Annotated in this window: 14 protein-coding genes and 8 pseudogenes; 10 read left to right on the forward strand and 12 right to left on the reverse strand. The window is 59.9% G+C overall.

The window, feature by feature from the left end; genetic code table 11:
* From PQR02_RS36725 to PQR02_RS36745, 5 genes and pseudogenes are all read right to left on the reverse strand, one after another.
* Positions 1–255 (reverse strand): annotated as a pseudogene (locus PQR02_RS36725) (hypothetical protein); the annotation flags it as partial.
* A gap of 46 nt (positions 256–301) precedes the next feature.
* Complete coding sequence (locus PQR02_RS36730) at positions 302–727, reverse strand: hypothetical protein (RefSeq protein ID WP_408242775.1); 426 nt, start codon at positions 725–727, stop codon at positions 302–304.
* A 324-nt stretch (positions 728–1051) separates the two neighbouring features.
* The gene (locus tag PQR02_RS36735) at positions 1052–1378 is read right to left on the reverse strand and encodes a DUF4148 domain-containing protein (RefSeq protein ID WP_408242776.1); all 327 of its coding nucleotides are present in this window, start codon (positions 1376–1378) and stop codon (positions 1052–1054) included.
* A gap of 122 nt (positions 1379–1500) precedes the next feature.
* Positions 1501–1971 carry a cyanase gene (gene cynS / locus PQR02_RS36740; RefSeq protein WP_408242777.1) on the reverse strand — a complete coding sequence of 157 codons (471 nt, stop codon included), beginning with the start codon at positions 1969–1971 and terminating at the stop codon, positions 1501–1503.
* Between the two features lie 41 nt (positions 1972–2012).
* A complete protein-coding gene (locus PQR02_RS36745) occupies positions 2013–2672 on the reverse strand; it encodes a carbonic anhydrase (RefSeq protein WP_408242778.1) in 660 nt (219 codons plus the stop codon).
* Between the two features lie 121 nt (positions 2673–2793).
* On the opposite strand from PQR02_RS36745, the gene cynR reads away from it, so the two are divergent.
* Positions 2794–3708: a transcriptional regulator CynR gene (gene cynR, locus PQR02_RS36750; protein WP_408242779.1), complete on the forward strand. Its 915-nt coding sequence runs from the start codon at positions 2794–2796 to the stop codon at positions 3706–3708.
* 406 nt (positions 3709–4114) lie between these two features.
* Entirely contained in the window at positions 4115–4558 is a 444-nt protein-coding gene (locus tag PQR02_RS36755; protein ID WP_408242780.1) for a tyrosine-type recombinase/integrase, read from the forward strand.
* A gap of 60 nt (positions 4559–4618) precedes the next feature.
* On the opposite strand, the pseudogene PQR02_RS36760 reads toward PQR02_RS36755, so the two are convergent.
* A pseudogene (locus PQR02_RS36760) lies at positions 4619–4798 on the reverse strand (tyrosine-type recombinase/integrase); the annotation flags it as partial.
* A gap of 144 nt (positions 4799–4942) precedes the next feature.
* On the opposite strand from PQR02_RS36760, the gene PQR02_RS36765 reads away from it, so the two are divergent.
* Positions 4943–5918 (forward strand): IS5 family transposase gene (locus PQR02_RS36765; protein WP_408242781.1). Its coding sequence is split into 2 segments (ribosomal slippage): positions 4943–5820 and positions 5819–5918, totalling 978 coding nucleotides; the frame shifts between segments, so codons are not numbered across the junction.
* Between the two features lie 248 nt (positions 5919–6166).
* A pseudogene (locus PQR02_RS36770) lies at positions 6167–6514 on the forward strand (transposase); the annotation flags it as partial.
* On the opposite strand, the pseudogene PQR02_RS36775 reads toward PQR02_RS36770, so the two are convergent.
* Positions 6467–6697, reverse strand: a pseudogene (locus tag PQR02_RS36775) (transposase); the annotation flags it as partial. The pseudogenes PQR02_RS36770 and PQR02_RS36775 sit on opposite strands and share 48 nt — an antisense overlap.
* Before the next feature lie 146 nt (positions 6698–6843).
* Between PQR02_RS36775 and PQR02_RS36780 the strand changes: the two are divergent.
* A pseudogene (locus PQR02_RS36780) lies at positions 6844–6945 on the forward strand (IS6 family transposase); the annotation flags it as partial.
* A gap of 127 nt (positions 6946–7072) precedes the next feature.
* On the opposite strand, the gene PQR02_RS36785 reads toward PQR02_RS36780, so the two are convergent.
* Entirely contained in the window at positions 7073–7840 is a 768-nt protein-coding gene (locus PQR02_RS36785; RefSeq protein WP_408242782.1) for a FadR/GntR family transcriptional regulator, read from the reverse strand.
* A gap of 116 nt (positions 7841–7956) precedes the next feature.
* Here PQR02_RS36785 and PQR02_RS36790 point away from each other — a divergent pair, with 116 nt between their 5' ends.
* From PQR02_RS36790 to PQR02_RS36810, 5 genes and pseudogenes are all read left to right on the forward strand, one after another.
* On the forward strand, positions 7957–9105 hold the full coding sequence (locus tag PQR02_RS36790) for a mandelate racemase/muconate lactonizing enzyme family protein (protein ID WP_408242783.1): 1149 nt from the start codon (positions 7957–7959) through the stop codon (positions 9103–9105).
* Between the two features lie 62 nt (positions 9106–9167).
* A complete protein-coding gene (locus tag PQR02_RS36795; protein ID WP_408242784.1) occupies positions 9168–10451 on the forward strand; it encodes an MFS transporter in 1284 nt (427 codons plus the stop codon).
* Positions 10452–10649: 198 nt separating this feature from the next.
* Positions 10650–10910: pseudogene (locus PQR02_RS36800) on the forward strand (IS6 family transposase); the annotation flags it as partial.
* Between the two features lie 52 nt (positions 10911–10962).
* Complete coding sequence (locus tag PQR02_RS36805) at positions 10963–12351, forward strand: FAD-binding oxidoreductase (protein WP_408242785.1); 1389 nt, start codon at positions 10963–10965, stop codon at positions 12349–12351.
* A gap of 68 nt (positions 12352–12419) precedes the next feature.
* Positions 12420–13058, forward strand: a pseudogene (locus PQR02_RS36810) (transposase); the annotation flags it as partial.
* A gap of 452 nt (positions 13059–13510) precedes the next feature.
* On the opposite strand, the gene PQR02_RS36815 reads toward PQR02_RS36810, so the two are convergent.
* The 4 genes and pseudogenes from PQR02_RS36815 to PQR02_RS36830 form a co-directional block, all read right to left on the reverse strand.
* A complete protein-coding gene (locus tag PQR02_RS36815) occupies positions 13511–14779 on the reverse strand; it encodes a sensor domain-containing diguanylate cyclase (protein WP_408242788.1) in 1269 nt (422 codons plus the stop codon).
* A 129-nt stretch (positions 14780–14908) separates the two neighbouring features.
* Positions 14909–15325 (reverse strand): annotated as a pseudogene (locus PQR02_RS36820) (GAF domain-containing protein); the annotation flags it as partial.
* Positions 15326–16032: 707 nt separating this feature from the next.
* Complete coding sequence (locus PQR02_RS36825) at positions 16033–16572, reverse strand: DUF4142 domain-containing protein (protein WP_408242786.1); 540 nt, start codon at positions 16570–16572, stop codon at positions 16033–16035.
* A 373-nt stretch (positions 16573–16945) separates the two neighbouring features.
* Positions 16946–17434, reverse strand: coding sequence for a cache domain-containing protein (locus PQR02_RS36830; protein ID WP_408242787.1), 489 nt, complete (start codon positions 17432–17434; stop codon positions 16946–16948).
* Between the last annotated feature and the right edge of the window lie 767 nt (positions 17435–18201).

The following is an 18201-nucleotide window of genomic DNA, read 5'->3' on the forward strand; positions in this document are numbered from 1 at the left end:
ACCGTCGTGAATGTCCTCGAGTTCCATCAACAAGTCGATCAATGCCTTCGACCGCACGTCGACCCCAGACGCCGCGAGCGCCAGAAGCAGAGGGCTGTCGGGATCGTTTCGGGAGTACGAGATGCCTAGCTGTTCTAGGGCAGGATAGTAGTACTCTTCCCGGATCAGGCAGCCAATCGCACACTTGCGTCCCTGGTAGCCGCGCAAACGGCACGATCCGGTTTCGTCCTCGGACACCGACTGCTGCCCGAGCATGTGGCGCCGCACGCGTTCGTATCCGCATGGTCGTCCAACATGGCACTCATCCTTGAGTCAAGGCATTCTGCGTTGCAATACCGAACTCGCGCGCAATCGAGCGTAGTCGATCGTTCCATTCCCAGACACCGAACGCGTCATGCACGTTCTGCAGGCAACTCAGCAGTCGCACCGTGCGGGAGTCGTCAATGTCGATGCGCGCCCGGCGAAGCGCTTTTCTGAGCGCCAAAACGCCAGGGTCCATCCACGCGGGAATCTCATGGGCCAACTTGCCAATATAGCGCACCGGCACGCCTTCCATTGCGGTGGTGTAGTCACGTGGCGCAATGAGGCCGCCAATCGGGCACCCGCCGCATGGACCGCGATATGCCCCTCCTCCGCGGGGGAGTAACGCCGAGCGGCGTTGCGAACTCAGGTGAGCGACCGCGAACTCGAAGATTTCCTGGTGCGACCGAAATACGACGCGTTTCATTTGAGGCTCCTTAAGAGCGGGCGCGGGGGCATTGAAGTGACCCTGCTGGCCGAGCCGCGCAAATCGAAACCTCCGTCGACACCCTGTCTGATCAGCCGTTGCGAAATTGAAGAGGCCTGTCACGTCGATTGTTTGGACACCGCGCAAGCAGCATCTGATTTGCTGCCTGGCCGCGTATCCAGCGGGGCGTTGATGGAAGTCAGTATTGATTGGCGCCCGGCGTTGAACAACCGCTAAAAAGCGCTCAATCCTGCCAACGTGGCAATGGAATCTGCCGTACTGCCTGTGGCGGCGTGGGCATCCACCTGGGATCCAGTCTTACGGTCATTGACCGAAATAAACCGGCTGCATGCCGTCATTTTCCAGATGATGGGCGCTCGTGCGGACGCCGGCTGCCGACGAACCAGTGGCGGCCACACCGCCATAGGCGCTTGAGCCACCGTTTTGCGCTGCGACGCGCGCTTCGGCCGCCTGAATTTCGACCGGGTAGTTCGCGTCTTCGCTGCGGGACTGGTCGTAGCCGGCCGCTTGCAGCTGGACGAGTTCTGCACGCACTTGTGCGCGGGTCAGCGCGGGAGCGTCAGCGCCTGCTAAAGCGGGAGCGGCGATAGCGCTTGCAACGATAAGGGCGGCAAGAATGCGGATCTTCAAGATTTTCTCCATTGAGAAAGAGAGTTAGATGAGTGCGTCTGAAGCCTTCATAGCTTCAACTATTAATATGTATTCCGAATCAATATGGGGAGTCCTTCCCGTAAGAACGACTCCCCGTCGCCTTAGAAAGGCTTGGTCGGCAGATACTTTCCGTCAAGCGTGATCACGGCACGCGAGCCGCCTTCGGGATCGTCGACCTTCTTGATGTCGAGTTTGAAATTGATTGCGCTGATGATGCCGTCGCCGAATTTCTCATGAACCAGCGCCTTCAGCGTGGAGCCGTAGATCTGCACCATTTCGTAGAACCGGTAGATCGTCGGATCGGTCGGCACGCCGCCCGGGATGCTGCCGCGCACGGGGACGGTTTGCAGCAGGCGAACGGCGTCTTCGCCGAGTTCGAGTTTGTCGGCTACGACCTTCGCGGCGCCGCCCGGTAGCGGGTGCTGGCCGAGCAGGGCGGCGGTGACGAAAGCGAGGCTCAAGCCAGTCCCCTCGTTGATCTGCTCGAACGTGAGGTTCTTGCGAACCTTCGCATCGATGATGGCGTCAGTCAGGGCTTCACGGGGGGCTTGGCTATACTGGGATTGCGTCATGGTAATGCTCCTTGAGATGAACGAAGTTGGAAAGCAGTGGTTCAGGCAGCGACGTTGAGTCGAGCCGGGGTTGCACAGGCATGCGGATGTTCCGCGAGAGAAACGAAGCGGTTCGTCGTGCCGTCAAGCGTATCGATCGAGCCGGTTTCAATGTCGTACACCCAGCCGTGCAGAGCCAGATGTCCCTGTTCGAGCGCGAGCCGCACGGAAGGATGAGTCTTGATGTTTGCGATCTGGGCGATCACGTTTTCGCGGACCATCGAGTCGACGCGGTCGCGTTCGCTCTTGTGCTCACGCGCCTCGTTCACGACTTTCGCGGAATCCGCGTAATGCAGCCAGTTGCGCACGGCCGGCAGATGGTCCATGCACTTGCAGGTGGCGATAGCCGTCATCGCACCGCAATCGGAGTGGCCGCAGATCACCACGTCGGTCACGCCGAGCGCGGCGACGGCATATTCGACCGTGGCGCTCACGCCACCCGGTTCCGGGCCGTACGACGGCACGATGTTGCCGGCGTTGCGGATCACGAACAGGTCGCCCGGCTCGCGCTGCGTGACGAGTTCCGGTACGAGCCGGCTGTCCGAGCACGAGATGAACAAGGTACGCGGGTGCTGGCTCGTGGCCAGCTTCCTGAAAAGCTCGGAGCGCTGCGGGAATGCGTCGCGCTGGAACTTCAGGAAGCCGTCGATGATTTCTTGCATGTTTCGCTCCATCCGGGTGCTGGTTGAGAACCGATGGACGAAGAATGCGCCGGCCGAACCATAGTGTCCAAGACCGGTTTATGATTGTGTCTATAGGCCGTGCCAATAGTTTGGAGGATTCATGCTGCTCCGGCACATCCGGTACTTTCTGGCAGTCGCGGAACACCGCAATTTCACGCGCGCAGCCGAGGCGCTGCACGTGTCGCAGCCGACGCTGTCGCAACAGATCAGGCAGCTCGAGGACACGCTGCGCGTGCAACTGCTCGACCGGTCCGGCCGGGCGATCCAGCTGACCGACGCCGGCGCGGCCTACGTGCGCTATGCGCAGCGCGCGCTGCAAGACCTCGAGGCAGGCAGGCGGGCGATCCACGACGTGCAGGAATTGAGCCGCGGGTCACTGCGCCTCGCGATGACCCCGACGTTCACCGCCTACCTGATCGGTCCGTTACTGGAGAAGTACAACCGCCGCCATCCGAACATCACGCTGAATATTCTCGAAATGCCGCAGGACCGGATGGAGGCATTGCTGAATGAAGATGCGCTCGATATCGGCATCGCCTTCAGCGACACGCAGTCACCCGACATAGAGACTCAGGTGCTGTTCGTCGAAGTGCTGGCGGTGGTGGTCGGTAAGTCGCATCCGTATGCGAAGAAGCGCGCGCCGTTGACGCTTCGTGAATTCGAGAGCGAAGCGCTCGTGCTGCTCAACGAAGAGTTTGCTACGCGCCACTACATCGATCGATATTGCAGACAGCATGGCGTCGCTCCGCGCATTGCGATGGAGGTCAATTCGATCAGTGCGGTCATCGAGATCGTGCGGCGCAGCACGCTTGCTACGCTGCTGCCGGCCGCGATCGCGCGCGAGCATGGCGAACTGCGCCTCGTGGACGTGGAGCCCGCGCTGCCGCAGCGAACTGCTGCGTTGCTTCTGCGCAAAGACGCATATCGAAGCGCGGCAGCGCGGGCGTTCATCGCGCTTGCGCTTGACGAAAGCGCGGCTGAGCCGGATGGCCGACGGGCGAAGCTGGCTTCGTAAAAGGCAAACAGTCCGAACCGTTTCGACTGCTGGCGGCTGAAGCCGCGCCGCTGTAATGCGTGCTGCTACCGAATGAACCCGGACACGCTGCTACCGTGTTCGCTGCGCAAACGGTTCTGATCGTGACTTCGGCAGGCCTATTCCGTCTAGTGTAACCGCCCGAACGTCAGCTGGAGGCTGGCGGAGGGCCGCGAGTACACCGGCGAATGATGATCATGTAGCCGGCCTCCTCGCCGCGGTTATGCGACGAGGGTTTAAAGTCAGTTTGCGAAACGCACTTTGACCCTGCGGAGACCGACATGAACTCCGGTAACCTGAATCCATCAGTCCATCCACCAGCCAGTACCAGTTGTACGTTCTATGGAAATATTTCCATAGAGCATGGAAATATTTGCATGACAGAAAGATGCGTGCTGTGCCGCTGATGGACGCGACGGTCGAACTGATGCGCCAGTATCGGCGCGATAATAACCTCGATCGCCCTGAACATGTGGACAAGCCGCTCTTCCAGAACCGACACGGTACACGGTTAACGAGCTCAGGCGTGCGCTATCTCCTGCACAAGTATGTGCAACCTGTACGGCGCGATCATCCGGAATTCACGCAGCCGGTAAGTCCTCACAGCCTGCGGCACACGAAGGGAATGCACCTGCTGCAGAGCGGTGTCCCGCTCCAGATCATCCGCGCCTTCCTGGGTCACGTGGACGTGAAGACAACTGAGATCTATGCTCGCGCAAATCTTGCGATGAAGCGGAAGGCACTCGAGAAAGTGGCTGATGGTACGCCGCTTCCGAAGATCCCGTCCTGGCAGCAAAACAAGTCCCTGCTCGATTGGCTACATTCGCTGTAGGGCCACGGAGGTCACGCACGCCGTTTGATAGCTGCGGGCCTCCACATCCTGCTCAAACATTTATGTCGAGTTCCAACGACCGGAATCCTTTGCTATCAACGAGCGGGATTCGAGACTGCACATAACAACTTTCTGTCGGTAATAGCGGGCCGTCCTAGCCAGGCTGCGATGCCCCATCAGAAGCTGGATCCTCCGCACGTCGGCACCCGTTTCAAGCAGATGAGTGGCGAAGGCGTGACGCTTATATCGCTGGGTAGATAAGCGTCACGCGACTGCTATGCATCTGCTTCAGGCCGGCGTCGACCTAAGGCAACGCTGATTAAGGTCCACCGCTAAGCTACTTCGCGCGTTATAGGTTGGAGTTGATGAAGAAGGCGAAAAGGGATGAAGCAGCAGACGCTGGCGATGGCAGCCGATCAAGGTGCGGGTTTCGAGACACACCGCAAACGCACGCGGCGTGACGAGTTTCTCGACACGATGAACGCAATTACGCCCTGGGCTGAGTTGTGCGCGGTGGGCGAGCCGCATTACCCGAAGCGAGGCAACGGTCGCCCGCCGATTGGTCTGGAGCGCATGCTGCGCATCCACTTCATCCAGCACTGGTTCAATCTGGCGGACTTTGCCTGCGAGGAGGCGCTGTATGACAGCGCCAGCCTGCGTCGCTTTGCCGGGATCGACCTGGGCTGTGAAGCCGTACCCGACGCGACGACGCTGCTCAAATTCCGGCGCCTGCTTGAGATGCACAAACTGGGCGAGAAGCTGTTTGCCGAAGTGGGCCGCACGCTTCAGGCCAGCGGCATGAAACTCAAGAGCGGCAGCATCGTGGACGCCACGATCATCGGCGCGCCGGGTTCGACGAAGAATCAGCAGAAGGCGCGCGACCCGGAGATGCACCAGACCCGCAAAGGCAAGCAATGGCACTTCGGTGCGAAGCTGCATATCGGGGTGGACAGCCAGAGCGGCCTGGTGCACAGTGCGGTGCTCACGGCGGCCAACGTGCATGACAAACATCCGTTGCCGCAACTGCTGCATGGACAGGACCGGCGCGTCTATGGTGACAGCGCGTATGCCAGCCAGAAGGCGCTGATTCGCAGCAAGGCGCCGGACGCTCAGGATTTCACGAATCAGCGCACGCGCCGTGCCGGCGGTGAGGTCGATGAGGTGCAGCGCGGCAAGAACCGCAACAAGTCGAAGATCCGCGCGCGCGTGGAGCATGTCTTCGCGGTGGTCAAGCGACTGTGGGGTTTTACGAAGGTGCGCTCGCGGCCTGGAAAAGAACGCCTGCCGGGCGTTCACCGCGCTGGCGCTCGCTAACGTCTACCTGTCGCGCCGACGATTGATGGCATCGGTCCGCCCATAAAGGGCGAGAAGCGGGCAAATGGCCCGCCAGCAGGGCCCGAAAGGGCCGAAAAGTCGGGGCGTGTCAATGTCGACCGTAATTTCCCCAGAAGTATCGAGGTAAAATTCCCCACCCTGTGTAATCGGTGATCAGCCGGGGTTGTGATCAGCTGAGCTCCGTTTGGGACGGCCTGGCCGTCGACGGACGGTTTCGGCGGGTACTTGATTGAGCGAAGTTGGGCGGTTGCGTAAATGCTCGGGCAGTAGGTCGGCGAGCTGGCGCTGGATATTCCACGTGACCGGCAGGCGACGTTCGAGCCACAACTGGTGGGTAAGTATCAACGGCGGCTGCCGGGCTTCGACGACCACGTCATCAGCATGTACGCGCGCGGCATGAGCGTGCGGGAAATCCAGGGCCATTTGCTGGAGCTGTACGGGCTGCAGGTCTCCCCAGATCTGATTTCCACCGTCACCGACGAAGTGCTGGCCGAGGTCGAGCAGTGGCAGCAACGCCCGCTGGAGGCGATGTATCCGATCGTGTATTTCGACGCGCTGCGGCTGAAGATTCACGTTGCGGGTGTTGCCCGTGGCATTGGTCACCGCTTCGCTCTTGCCATGGCCCAAGTGTTCGGACATCTCCGTCTCGAGCGCACGCTCCACCAGCATCTTGGTCAGCTGCTTGAGCAGGCCGTTCTCGCCTATCAGGTCTTCCGGCTTCTGGTAATTCGCCAGCAGGCTGTCTGCCAGCTTGACGAGTTCAGGATCGGGCTTCTCTCTTTTATTGCGTTTCGCTACGGTCATCTATGCTCCTGTTGATGGCAGTCTCCTGCCAAATGACCGTTTACACAAAACTTTTTACACCCTCGCCGCTGATCAGTTCTACAACCTCGCAATATAAGTAGTACTTACCATATCGATCTCACTCGCCCCTCGATCGTTACCGCGACAATGCCATCGAAGTCATTCATATGATCGCCAAAGGATAGATGACGTGTGCTCGCGAAACCCATCCGTCCGCCGCCGACCAATTCTATGAACTGGCAACATAAGCAGTACTTCGGATATCGATCATCTTCTCTCCGCGGGCCTTACCGCGACAAAACCGGTGGACCTCCAACCCACCCTACGCGCACCCGGCGCGACATAACAGATTCACCACTGCATGCAGAATCATCGTCATCGCTCGTCAGGCGCAGTTAAATCGGGCGGGTCAGCTTGCTGCTGATCGGCCGATCGCTGACGACGAGCCTCGGTATCCACCAGGTGTGTCAGCATCGCAGTACTTGCGCCTGCCGCGTCGCCGACAAGGATGGCATCGAGGATTGCTTTATGAAGCGGAAGTGATATGGCGTTGTTCTCATCAGGCCGAGAGTTCGTCAGATGTAGTGAAGCAAGCAAGGTAGTCCGGATGGCGTGCACGATCGGAAGCAGGAAGCGGTTGTGCGTGGCCAGAAGGATGGCCGAGTGGAACTCCAGATCAGCTGCAATAAAGCCCTCTATGTCGCCGCGATCTGCAGCGCTCGCCATGCCCTCGTAAGCTGTCGCGAGCCGCGACTTGTCTTCCTGCGAAAATCGTATGGCCGCCAGTGATGCCGCGGCCGGCTCGATCAGGCGGCGCATCTCCATCAGATCCAGCAGAACCGGTGCATTCGCGCTCAGCTGGCTATGCCAGCTCAACACCGCTGGGTCTAGCTGATGCCATTTTGACGGCAAGGTGACAAACGTGCCGCGCTTCTGGCGTGATTCGATCATGCCCTTCGCCGCCAGAACCTGAAGCGCTTCGCGCAAGACCGTGCGACTCACTCCGAACCGCGCAAGCAAGGCTTCTTCCGAAGGCAGCGAAGCGCCGGGTTCCAGCTTGCCCGTCACAATGTCCCGGCCGATCGCATCGACCATCTGCTCTGCGCGCGTCTTTGGAAGCTGGTTGGTGAACATCGTCGACATCTTAGGGTTTACCTTATTAGCGGAATGCTGTCCGTATAAAATAGTATTTTATACGTCGACGCAGCCGGTTTCCATCACAACGGCGTCGGTCGCCATCCCAAGCACGGAGACACCGAGTGAAGATCAGCGCAGTCCGCACACATATCCTGGAAGCGACATTATCCCAGCCATTCGCCTATTCTCGTGCGTGGTACTCGAGCCGCACGGCCATGCTGGTCGAAATCGAAACCGACGATGGTCTGACGGGCTGGGGCGAGTGTTACGGGCCTGCGCGGATGACTGCTCCCGTGGTCGACGCAATGGCTCGCTGGCTGATGGGCCAGAACCCGCTGCATACGGAAAAACTCTGGCAACAGATCTATGCCGATCTGCGCGATCATGGCCAGAAGGGTCTCGCTATTGAGGCGTTGAGCGGCATCGATATCGCGCTGTGGGACATCAAGGGCAAGCATTTCGGTGTACCCGTCCACGACCTGCTGGGTGGTCCTCTGCGCAACTCGGTGCGGGCGTATGCCACGGGGCTCTACCGGCGTGAAGGTGGCAATCCTTCTGACTATCTCGCCGAGGAAGCGGTCGGCTACGTGCGAGACGGCTTCCATGCGGTCAAACTCAAGGTGGGATTCGGTATCGCCGACGATCTCGCTGCCGCTCGGGCCGTCCGCGAGGCGATCGGGCCTCAAACCGGTCTGATGATCGACGCCAATCACGCTTACGACGCCATCGCCGCTATCGAACTGGGACGCCGTCTGGAAGCGGAAACGCTCGATATCGGCTGGTTCGAAGAACCGGTGCCGCCCGAAGACCTGGAAGCTTACCGCAGGGTCAAAGCCGCACTATCGATCCCGATCGCAGGCGGCGAATGCGAGTTTACGCGTTTGGGCTTCCGGAATGTTTTCACAACCCGTGCGCTCGACATCGTCCAGCCCGATATCTGCGCTGCAGGTGGCATCAGCGAGTGCAAGAAAATCGCTGACATGGCGGCCACATTCGGCATCCGCTATAACCCGCATGTGTGGGGCACCGGCATCGGTATCGCTGCTTCATTGCAACTGATGGCCACCTTGCCTACGCACACGCCGACGTCGTTGTCCCCGCTCGAACCCATTCTCGAACTGGATCAGACAGAACACCCGATCCGGCAGGCGATCCTGAAGACGCCTCTGAGCCATGTGTCCGGCGTAATAAAGATTCCAGACGGACCGGGTCTGGGTATCGAAATCAACCGCGACGCGCTCGAAATGTTCCGCGCCCGCAGGGTCGCTTGAGCCTGCGATATTTTCAATCCAGCGCTGGGCTGAAGATTCGTGCGGCGGGTTAGCTGATATCCATGAACAAATCGGGAGACAGCAGGATGACAGGATCGAAATGGCTGCGGATCGGTACACCGCTGATGCTAGGGCTATTTGTCGCGTATCTCGACCGCACGACGCTATCGGTGGCATTGCCAGGCGTCGCTGAGGATCTGGGCTTCGCGGGAGAACGGTTTTCAATGACAGCGGGTTGGGCACTGACGGCCTTTCTGATCGGCTATGCGGTGGCGAATTTCTTCGGCGGCATGCTTACCCGCAATATCGACGCGAAGAAAGTGGTGATCTGGACCTTCGCGATCTGGTCAGCGGCAACGGTCTATGTAGGCTTTACCCATTCGCTTGTGGCGTTGCTCGCTTGCCGGCTGATCCTCGGACTGGCAGAGGGTGTCTACTGGCCGCAGCAATCACGCTTCGCCAAGGCCTGGTTCGCACCCGGCGAGCGTACCAAGGCAAACGCGGTGGTCCAGTACTACGGCCAGTTTGGAGCAATGGCACTCGGCTTTATCCTGCTGACGCCACTCTATAACATGGCCGGATGGCGGGTCATGTTCGTCGTGATGGGTGCGATTGGCCTCGTAGGTATCGTCCCATTGTTCATCGCGGCGCTACGTCCCGAAAGCGAGGCGCCGTATGCGCCCGCATCTACCAGTGGCCCGCGTCACTCAAAGCCGCTGACTTTCGCGTCACTCGGCGGGTATCCGTTCCTCCTGCTGCTGTTCAGCTATGTGATGCAGGGTATGTTGTTCTGGGGCGTGACATTGTGGATCCCACTCGCGGTCAAGTCAGTCGGCTTTTCAGGCATGTCTCAGGCGGTAGCGAGTTCGCTCCCGTATCTGATGGCTGTCGTGCTCGCGTGGCCAATATCACGAATTAGCGATCGCACAGGTAAGCGCGTGCTGATTGCGAGTCTTGGCCTTCTGATCCCGGGTGTACTAATGATGCTGCTGCCGACCGTGGACAGCGGGTATGCGAAGCTCGCGCTGATCACCCTCGCGCTCGGCTATTACGCGAGCAGCTACTCCCCAAATATCTGGTCGATCTTGCAATCGACAATTGAGCCAGAATCGATTGGTTCGGCGTCCGGCATCATCAATGGCATCGGTGCGGGTGGTGGTGGCACACTCGCCGGACTGCTGGTTGGCGCACTGTATCGCAACACAGGATCGTATATGCCCGGATTCGTCACGTTGGGCGCACTTGTCATTCTCGGCGGCGTTGCCCTGCTTGCATATGGTCGTCTGATGAACACCCGGCGTGCTGCGCCGACCGGTGAGTCGACGACGCGCAACGTGCGTGTTTGAACGGGATATCTGTTTCCGGCTGACGAAAGCGCACATCGATTGTTTGCGCAGTGCTAGCGGCCACCATCGGAATTGGCCGCAGTTAAACGACGTGTGGCGCCGTAGGGTCGCGTTGCGTTTCTCGGCGGCTATAAGCGGTTGTGGTGCAATTCCGATGCGTCGGTCTGTTAGCCTTGAGCTTTTGACGATCACGAGCCAATGAGCAAGCTGAAGGATCTGGAGTGGTTGTTCAACGGCCGTCATTTCGACCGCGAAGTCATCGTCCTTTGCGTACGTTGGTATCTGCGCTACAAGTTCAGTCTGCGCGATCTTGTCGAGATGATGGCCGAACGCGGCCTGTCGCTGGCCCACACGACGATCCTGCGTTGGGTGAAGCGCTACGCGCCGGAGTTCGTCAAACGCTGGAACCGGTTGGCCACGACAGGCGGTCGGTCGTGGCGCGTCGACGAGACCTACGTGTAGATCGTGCTCACACGCTATCGGAAACGCACATCTGAAACGGAAACCTGATATGTCGGAATCGACAGTAATCGATGCGCTGCTCGCCGAACTCGGCGCGGATCTCCTGCAGTTGCCGGCCGAGTTCGGCAGCCGCCAGCTGCAGGACTGGAGCGGGGTGCCCGGCGCGGTGCCGGCCGCCCTGATCCGGCCGCGCAGTACGGAGGACGTGGCCAGGGCGTTGCGCGTGTGCCACGCGTTCTCTCAGCCCGTCGTGACGCAGGGCGGCCTGACGGGTCTCGTCGGCGGCGCGAACGCGCTTGGCGGCGAGGTGGCGCTGAGCCTCGAGCGGATGAACCGGATTGTGGAAGTGGATCGCACCTCAGCGACGATGACGGTTGAGGCGGGCGTATCCCTGCAGGTCGTTCAGCAGGCCGCGCTCGACGCGGGCTTCTATTTTCCGCTCGACCTCGGCGCGCGCGGCAGTTGCACCATCGGCGGCAATCTCGCGACCAATGCGGGCGGCAATCGTGTGATCAAGTACGGCATGATGCGCGACCAGGTGCTTGGTATCGAAGCGGTGCTCGCGAACGGCGAAGTGACGAGCGGCATGCATAAGATGATCAAGAACAATAGCGGCTACGATCTGCGGCATTTGCTGATCGGCAGCGAGGGCACGCTTGCGGTGATCACGCGGGCAGTGCTGCGCCTGCGTCCACGGCCGACGGCCATCGCCACCGCATGGTGCGCATTGCCCGACTACGACGCTGTAACGAAGTTGCTGGCTTGCTCCCAGGCGCAACTGTCCGCCGGCGTGTCCGCTTTCGAGGTGATGTGGGCCGGCTATTACGACGCCGTGCTGGCGAATCTCGGGCAGTTACGCGCACCGCTGGACAAACGCCATCCTTACTACGTGCTGCTCGAAAGTGTGGGCAGCGATCCCGAGCCGCATGTCGAGGCATTCGAGGCATTTCTCGGCAACATGCTCGAAGAGGGCGTAGTCAGCGATGCGGCGCTTGCGCAGTCCGAAGCGGATGCGCTCGCTTTCTGGACGATCCGCGATGCGCCTGGCGAGTATCAGAAGTTTATTCCGCACCATAGCGCGTATGACGTGAGCTTCTCGATCAGCGACGTCGGGCAGGTGGCCGCGCGTTGCGAGCAACGTTTGCAGGAGCGGTGGCCTGATGCGCTAGTCATGCTCTATGGGCACCTGGGCGACGGTAACCTCCATATCGTTGTCGATATCCCCGGTTCGGAAGGGCGACTGCACGACGAGATCGACGGCGTGATCTACGACGTGACGCGCGAATTTCACGGCTCGGTGTCCGCCGAGCACGGCATCGGTGTCAAGAAGAAGGCTTTCCTCGGCCACACGCGCAGCGACGCGGAGATCACGGCCATGCGACTGATCAAGACGGCGCTGGATCCGCGCGCGATCCTCAACCCCGGAAAGATCTTCTAATGATGCGCGAGCGGGCCGCCCTTGCCGCGAACGCTGAGGACGCCGACCTCTGGCGGTGGTTTTCGTGTCTGGTCGAAGATGGCATCGATCGTGATCAGTTGGCGTCGATGGCGAAGCTTGCCCGTACAGAGATGGATGTTGACAAGCTCACCGCAGTTGCGGATCGCGGCTACTACAAGAGTGAAGAGATACGCGCATGCCATGAGGCCGGAATAACCGTGTTCGTTCCGAAGACGGTGACATCGAGCGCTACGGCTCATGGCCGCTTCGGTAAGGAAGACTTCATTTACGACGCATAGACGAACGAATATCGGTGCCCGGCAGGCGAGCGGCTCATCTGGCGATTCTCGACCGTTGAGCGCGGCCTGAAACTCAGTAAGTATTGGAGTTCGAATTGCCAGCAATGTTCGCTAAAAGGGGACTGCACGCCGGGCCCTCAACGTCGCGTGGCACGCTGGGAACACGAAGCTGTTCTGGACGAGATGCAGGCGCGACTTGACCATGCGCCGGAGATGATGCGCATCCGGCGACAGACTGTCGAGCATCCATTTGGCACGATCAAGGCGTGGATGGGTGCAACCCATTTCCTGACAAGAACCATCGAGCGGGTGAGCACGGAGATGAGCTTGCACGTGCTCGCGTACAACATGAAGCGGGTGATCAAGCTACTCGGTTCAGAAACGCTTATGAAGGCGATGCGGGCGTGACGCCCGCATGGGGTGGTTGAGCCTGTGCAATATGTGCGGTTGTGATTTGACGTTTGTGTTCCCGCACTTCACCAGCCGCGACCTGCGCCGAGATAGGTTTCGTCAATTCCCAGAGGCCAGGCGTTTTGACACGCTCTGGGCCGGGTGCTGCCTCACGCGGTCGGCCGTACCCGACCTAGCGGTCGATCGTCCCGTCGAGGCCCCCAATGTCGTGTCAAGAAGCACAAGAGACATTCGTCCGGCTTGCTGACCACTCGACAGAATTGCCGGCGATTGTTGCTGATCGTTTTGGCGTTCCCGATTGACGTGATATTGGGCGCTCACGGCCTACACACTGGGCCTATGATAGTGATGAATTCCCAGTCGCAGCCTGCGTCGGAACTTGCTGCCCTGCAAACGTTGCAGGGAGGTCTCTCACAGCGCCGAGCCGAGGGCGGGAGACCGCGGGATATTTATTCGCGATAGATCTCGATCCTGCTGCGCCCCCGTTCCTTCGCGAGATAGAGCGCTTTGTCGCCGCGATCGAGAGACTGGTAGGCGCCTACATCCGTCGCCCGCATACTGGCGATGCCGATGCTGACTGCCAGAGCGACGCGGTTGTCGCCGTGAATCAACGGTGTTTCAGCAGCGCGCCGCTGCACGCGCCGCCCGAATGCGATCGCGGCCTCGGTGCCCGTATCGGGCAGCACGGCGGCGAATTCTTCGCCGCCGAGCCTCCCTACGATGTCGCCTGCGCGCGCCTCCGAGCGCAGCAGCTCAGCGAAGTGGCTGAGCGCGCGGTCGCCCAGCGCGTGCCCCCAACGGTCGTTGAGCGCTTTGAAATGATCGAGGTCGAGCATCAGCACGGCAGCGCCGCGACTGTCCCCGCGCCGGACTCCGACAAGTTCCGCTTCGCTTTGAATCATGAAGTGGCGGCGGTTTGGCAACTGGGTCAGGTGGTCGATCGTTGCAAGCTCGTGCAGTTCCGCCTCGATGCGTTTGCGCTCGGTTGAGTCCGTAATGAACCCGTGCCACAGCGTGCTGCCGTCAGGCATCCGTTGCGGCCGGGCGTCGCCGTGTCGCCAGCGCAGGCCTTGCCGCGGCAACCTTACGCGGTATTCGAGGCGCCATGGCGTCAGGTTCGCTGCCGATTCAAGAAGCGACAGCCGATATGCGGCGAGGTCACGTGGGTCGATCAGCGCTTCGATTGGGCCAGCGCTCTGCGCGACCTGCTCAGGCGTCACCTCATAGATATCCCGTATGCCGTCGCTCGCGTATGAGAAGGAGCCACGCCCGTCGACCGATTCCCGGTATTGGAAGACGAGACCCGGCACCTCGTCGGTCAGGTTCGTGATCAGGTCGATAGTCTGTTGCAACTGCACGGCCATCTCGCGCAAAGCGGTAATGTCTGTGGTCGTGCCGACCATGCGCCGCGCGCGGCCGTGGCGGTCGCGGCTGACTACCTTACCGCGGCTGCAGATCCATTTGTAGGTGCCATCCTTGCATCGGATGCGGTGCTCGACCGCATAGTTGTCTGTCCTGCTTTCGAAGTGCGCCTGCATCGTCGCCTGCACATGCTCGAGGTCGTCGGGATGCAAGCGCAGGTAAGCGTCCTCGATCCGGTTGCTGAGCTCGTGCGGCTCATAGCCGAGTATCGCCTTCCACGCCGGCGAATAATGAATCTCACCCGTGACGACATTGCGGTCCCAGACGCCTGTTCCGCTTCCGGTCAGCGCCAGCATAGTCAGCTCCTGGCCGGCCTCCATCGCGGCCACGCGGTCGCGCAATGAGGTCTCTTTGTTCGCTCGACCAAGCGCTTGCGCGGCCAGTGCCGCCAGTTCGCGCAGAAAGGCGCGTTGGCCTTCGTCGAACGTGCGAAACGCGTCATCCAGCAAGCACAGCGCGCCCAGATAACGTCCGTCGGCGTCCGTCAGCGCACAGGTGGCGAAAAAGCGCGGCCATCTCACGACGACTCCCTGTCGCTCGACGCAAAACCGAGAGTCGTCACGCGTGTCGGGTATGACGACCACCGTGTCGAGCGCCTTTCCCGCTTTCAGATTCCGAGAAAACAGGTCGGGCGGAAGCGCATCGGGCAAAACGCCGTCGGCGGCCTGCAAGCGCTGACCCTGCGCATCGGATAATGTGACCAGCGCGGCAGCGACACGGAAATGCGCTCGTGCCAGGCGGGTCACTGCGTCACATTCGGGGCTCGCTGTCAGCGGCGGCACATCGCCGGCGGAAAAACCGGCGGATGCAACGTCATCGTAGTCGGGATCGGTTGTCAGCATATGAAAACGTCAGTCTGGCAGAGCGAGAAAAAACCACGGCCAATGAATCTAACGGCGGCAGAGGCGATAGGTTTAGGCCAGGAATCGCTTTCGTATTCGGCGCAGGGTGGTTTCATTCCGCCTGCGCACGATGACGGCGGCCCGATCCGCTCCATCATGTCGATTGTGGCGGTTCGATGACTATATGCACCCATTGCGGGCCGAAACTGCGCGAAGTGTATCGCGTTCCGCCGCCGGCCCGAAAGATACGGCGACGGTCGTCTACATAAAGGTGCCCCAATGACCGTTTCAAAGATGCAAGGCCGTTCCTGCGTCCAAATCAGAGCAACCGCCGGTGGCAGTACTTGGGCCGATCACTGCCTGACGATGGTCAGCAGCCACCACTCCGGTCATTCGGACTCGCTCACCCTATGTCCGCAATCCGCACGATACTGTTGAAAAAGTCGCTGACCGTCTTTCTAGCGAGGTTTTCAGGGGTATTCTTACCCTTGACCGGCATCCGCGAGCGGTTTGTAGGCCGATCTGAGAGGCCGATTTTTTTGCGAGCAGGTCGCAAAAACTATGCAGCGACTTTTTCAACACTATCGGCCGGCTACGGGTCGTACGTATCCGAAGCGGGCGACCCTTGTGGAAATTTAATAAGCGAGCGAGAACGTCGGACGCCGGCTCCAGATCGGATCGTCCTCACGCTGATCCCGTCGCGCAGATCATCGTCCAAACCTCGGGTGTTCCAGCGCCAACTGCAATTGGTGAGCTTGGTCGAGACGGAAAATAAAAGACAGGCGCGACTGGACGAGCAGTGTCTTCAATTCCGCGTTCGTCGTGGACCGAATGAAGGTGTTTACCAATTTGACCAGTTGCTGCAGGAAAGCCACCTCGCGATCAAGGTACGCCTGGTCGAACTCGTGAGTTTCGACTGCATTGAGCCTCACAAGGTCGTCGTAGCTCTGCTGCGCGAGCGCATCGCTAATCCCACTTCGTTGTGGAGTCGCTGCGAGTCTCTGCATCAATCCAGCGGTTTCCTGGTTGAGCTGTCCTTGCTCGCCAATCATCCGATTCGCGAAGAATCGTACGCTTCTCGACTGCGTTCTGCGCAAGACTGTTTGGCCGGCCGCGATTTCCGCCTGATTTGCGACAAGGATGATGCCGACGATTTGTGCATCGGTCAGACCCGCCTCCTGTCCAAATGCGCAAATTGTCGATGCGAGGAGCAGCAACAGCGCTGCAGCGGTACGTTTAACCTTCACTGCTCCCCCCAATTCGCGTTCCGGTCCTTGACGCACCGTTCGCTGAGCGCATCTACAGCACAGTAGACATGCCACGCCTCCGCGATGGCTACATGCGCGTGACGACGCTCCTCGAGGTCACGCATCCGGCCGAATTCATCGAGTTGAGCTGCCAGCACCAGATGCAGACTTCTTGATGTTACCCGACCGCAAGCGCCAAGGTAACGCGTGACAGTTACGCAACCTGAACCACGCGAGTCTGTGATCGGCAGCACGCGACCCGAAGCGGAATTACAAGCTGTGGAATTCGAAGGCCGAAAGCGGTCGTTCAACACCAGTTGCCAAAACGGGTTCTGCCATGGTCGTGCGGCGGTCAACCGAGGCTAGCCAGAGCCTACTCCGCATAGAAGCCCGAACCTACCAGGCCTGGAACTCCGTCGATCTTGACTGCCTTCACATAGGTCCATTTATGCGATGGCTGACTCTGCCCCGGTCTCAGGAACATGTAGTCAACCCAGCCCGATCCCTTCGTTTCAACCGTCTGGATCATGGCGTCGTGAAACGGCTTGCCGTTGGTATCTTTCTGACCGCTGACGTTGGTCCCCTCACGGGCTGGGAAGGCCGGATTCAACAAGACATTTTCCTTCAGATCGTAAACGAACAGATAAGTGTCGCCGTGGAACCACTCGCTGCCTTTGATTCTGAATTCGGAAAACGCGACCTTGCCTTTACTTTCGATCAACGCCGCGGCTTTGTCGACCAGCGCTTCTGTTTGTTTTGCTGTCTCGGAGGTCGTGGGAGATGACTGAGAAAATGCAGGCGACGCGGGGCAGAATAATCCAACCAGAAACAATACTCTGATAAGGAGAGCTTTACCGTTCATACCAGTATCTCCAACCGCTGAGTTCAGCGCTGTTCCGTCCATCGGTCGCTCTTCCCAGCCCGAAATGGTGATGCTGGATCTATGGCCTCTGCGCGTGACCGCGTGTCGAGTTCCAATTCCTGGGCGTGGGCCGCTTTTAATGGCTGTTCCGCCGTCGCGAATGACGACCGCTAGTCGGAGCCGGCGGCGCCTGGCGATAAGCTCGATGAGCACCGCACAAGAGCGGCTTGTGGAAGTGAAGCGCGTACTCTGTAGGCAAAAGACTAGTGCACGAAGCGCAGCCTGGCCAGAATCGTTTTCCCGCATCCATGTCGGTTCGATAGCGGACGGTCGCGAATGGCGAAAACTGGCCGGTTTGCGCCTTAGCTGCAGAGAGCCTGGCTCAACGTTCACATCGTCGCCGGTTTCGCTGCAGCAGGGACGGCCATCGACTGTATTGCGTTACAAAATTAGTTGCAGCCGGGCAGCAATGTGGTAACGAATTTAGTTGACGAGGTGTGGCGCGCGGAGGCCTTTGTGAAAGTGCCGCCGCCGGAAATGCTGCGCCGCACAACGGTAGTAACAACTTTGCTTGCGGGAGCGAAATAAAGTCGTCGGATGGCACCGGGCGTGACCGTCGCGGCATGCGATGGGCATGTGGGGCCGCGAGGCCGGATTGACGGGACGTGAGCGGAGCGGCGGGGAGGCAGGCACAAGCAACAGAAGGTCTGACATAGACCGTGGCGTGGTCGATGGTGTCGGACGGTCGACCTTCAGGGAATGCCGGG

The organism is Paraburkholderia sediminicola, assembly GCF_046026895.1.
GTDB lineage: Bacteria > Pseudomonadota > Gammaproteobacteria > Burkholderiales > Burkholderiaceae > Paraburkholderia > Paraburkholderia sediminicola_C.

Bases quoted from the DNA above. Each gene is read 5' to 3' on its own strand.
- PQR02_RS36730 (WP_408242775.1), bottom strand. From the start codon at position 727: ATGAAACGCGTCGTATTTCGGTCGCACCAGGAAATCTTCGAGTTCGCG.
- cynS (WP_408242777.1), bottom strand. From the start codon at position 1,971: ATGACGCAATCCCAGTATAGCCAAGCCCCCCGTGAAGCCCTGACTGAC.
- PQR02_RS36745 (WP_408242778.1), bottom strand. From the start codon at position 2,672: ATGCAAGAAATCATCGACGGCTTCCTGAAGTTCCAGCGCGACGCATTC.
- cynR (WP_408242779.1), top strand. From the start codon at position 2,794: ATGCTGCTCCGGCACATCCGGTACTTTCTGGCAGTCGCGGAACACCGC.
- PQR02_RS36755 (WP_408242780.1), top strand. From the start codon at position 4,115: ATGCGTGCTGTGCCGCTGATGGACGCGACGGTCGAACTGATGCGCCAG.
- PQR02_RS36785 (WP_408242782.1), bottom strand. From the start codon at position 7,840: ATGTCGACGATGTTCACCAACCAGCTTCCAAAGACGCGCGCAGAGCAG.
- PQR02_RS36795 (WP_408242784.1), top strand. From the start codon at position 9,168: ATGAACAAATCGGGAGACAGCAGGATGACAGGATCGAAATGGCTGCGG.
- PQR02_RS36805 (WP_408242785.1), top strand. From the start codon at position 10,963: ATGTCGGAATCGACAGTAATCGATGCGCTGCTCGCCGAACTCGGCGCG.
- PQR02_RS36815 (WP_408242788.1), bottom strand. From the start codon at position 14,779: ATGCTGGCGCTGACCGGAAGCGGAACAGGCGTCTGGGACCGCAATGTC.
- PQR02_RS36830 (WP_408242787.1), bottom strand. From the start codon at position 17,434: ATGAACGGTAAAGCTCTCCTTATCAGAGTATTGTTTCTGGTTGGATTA.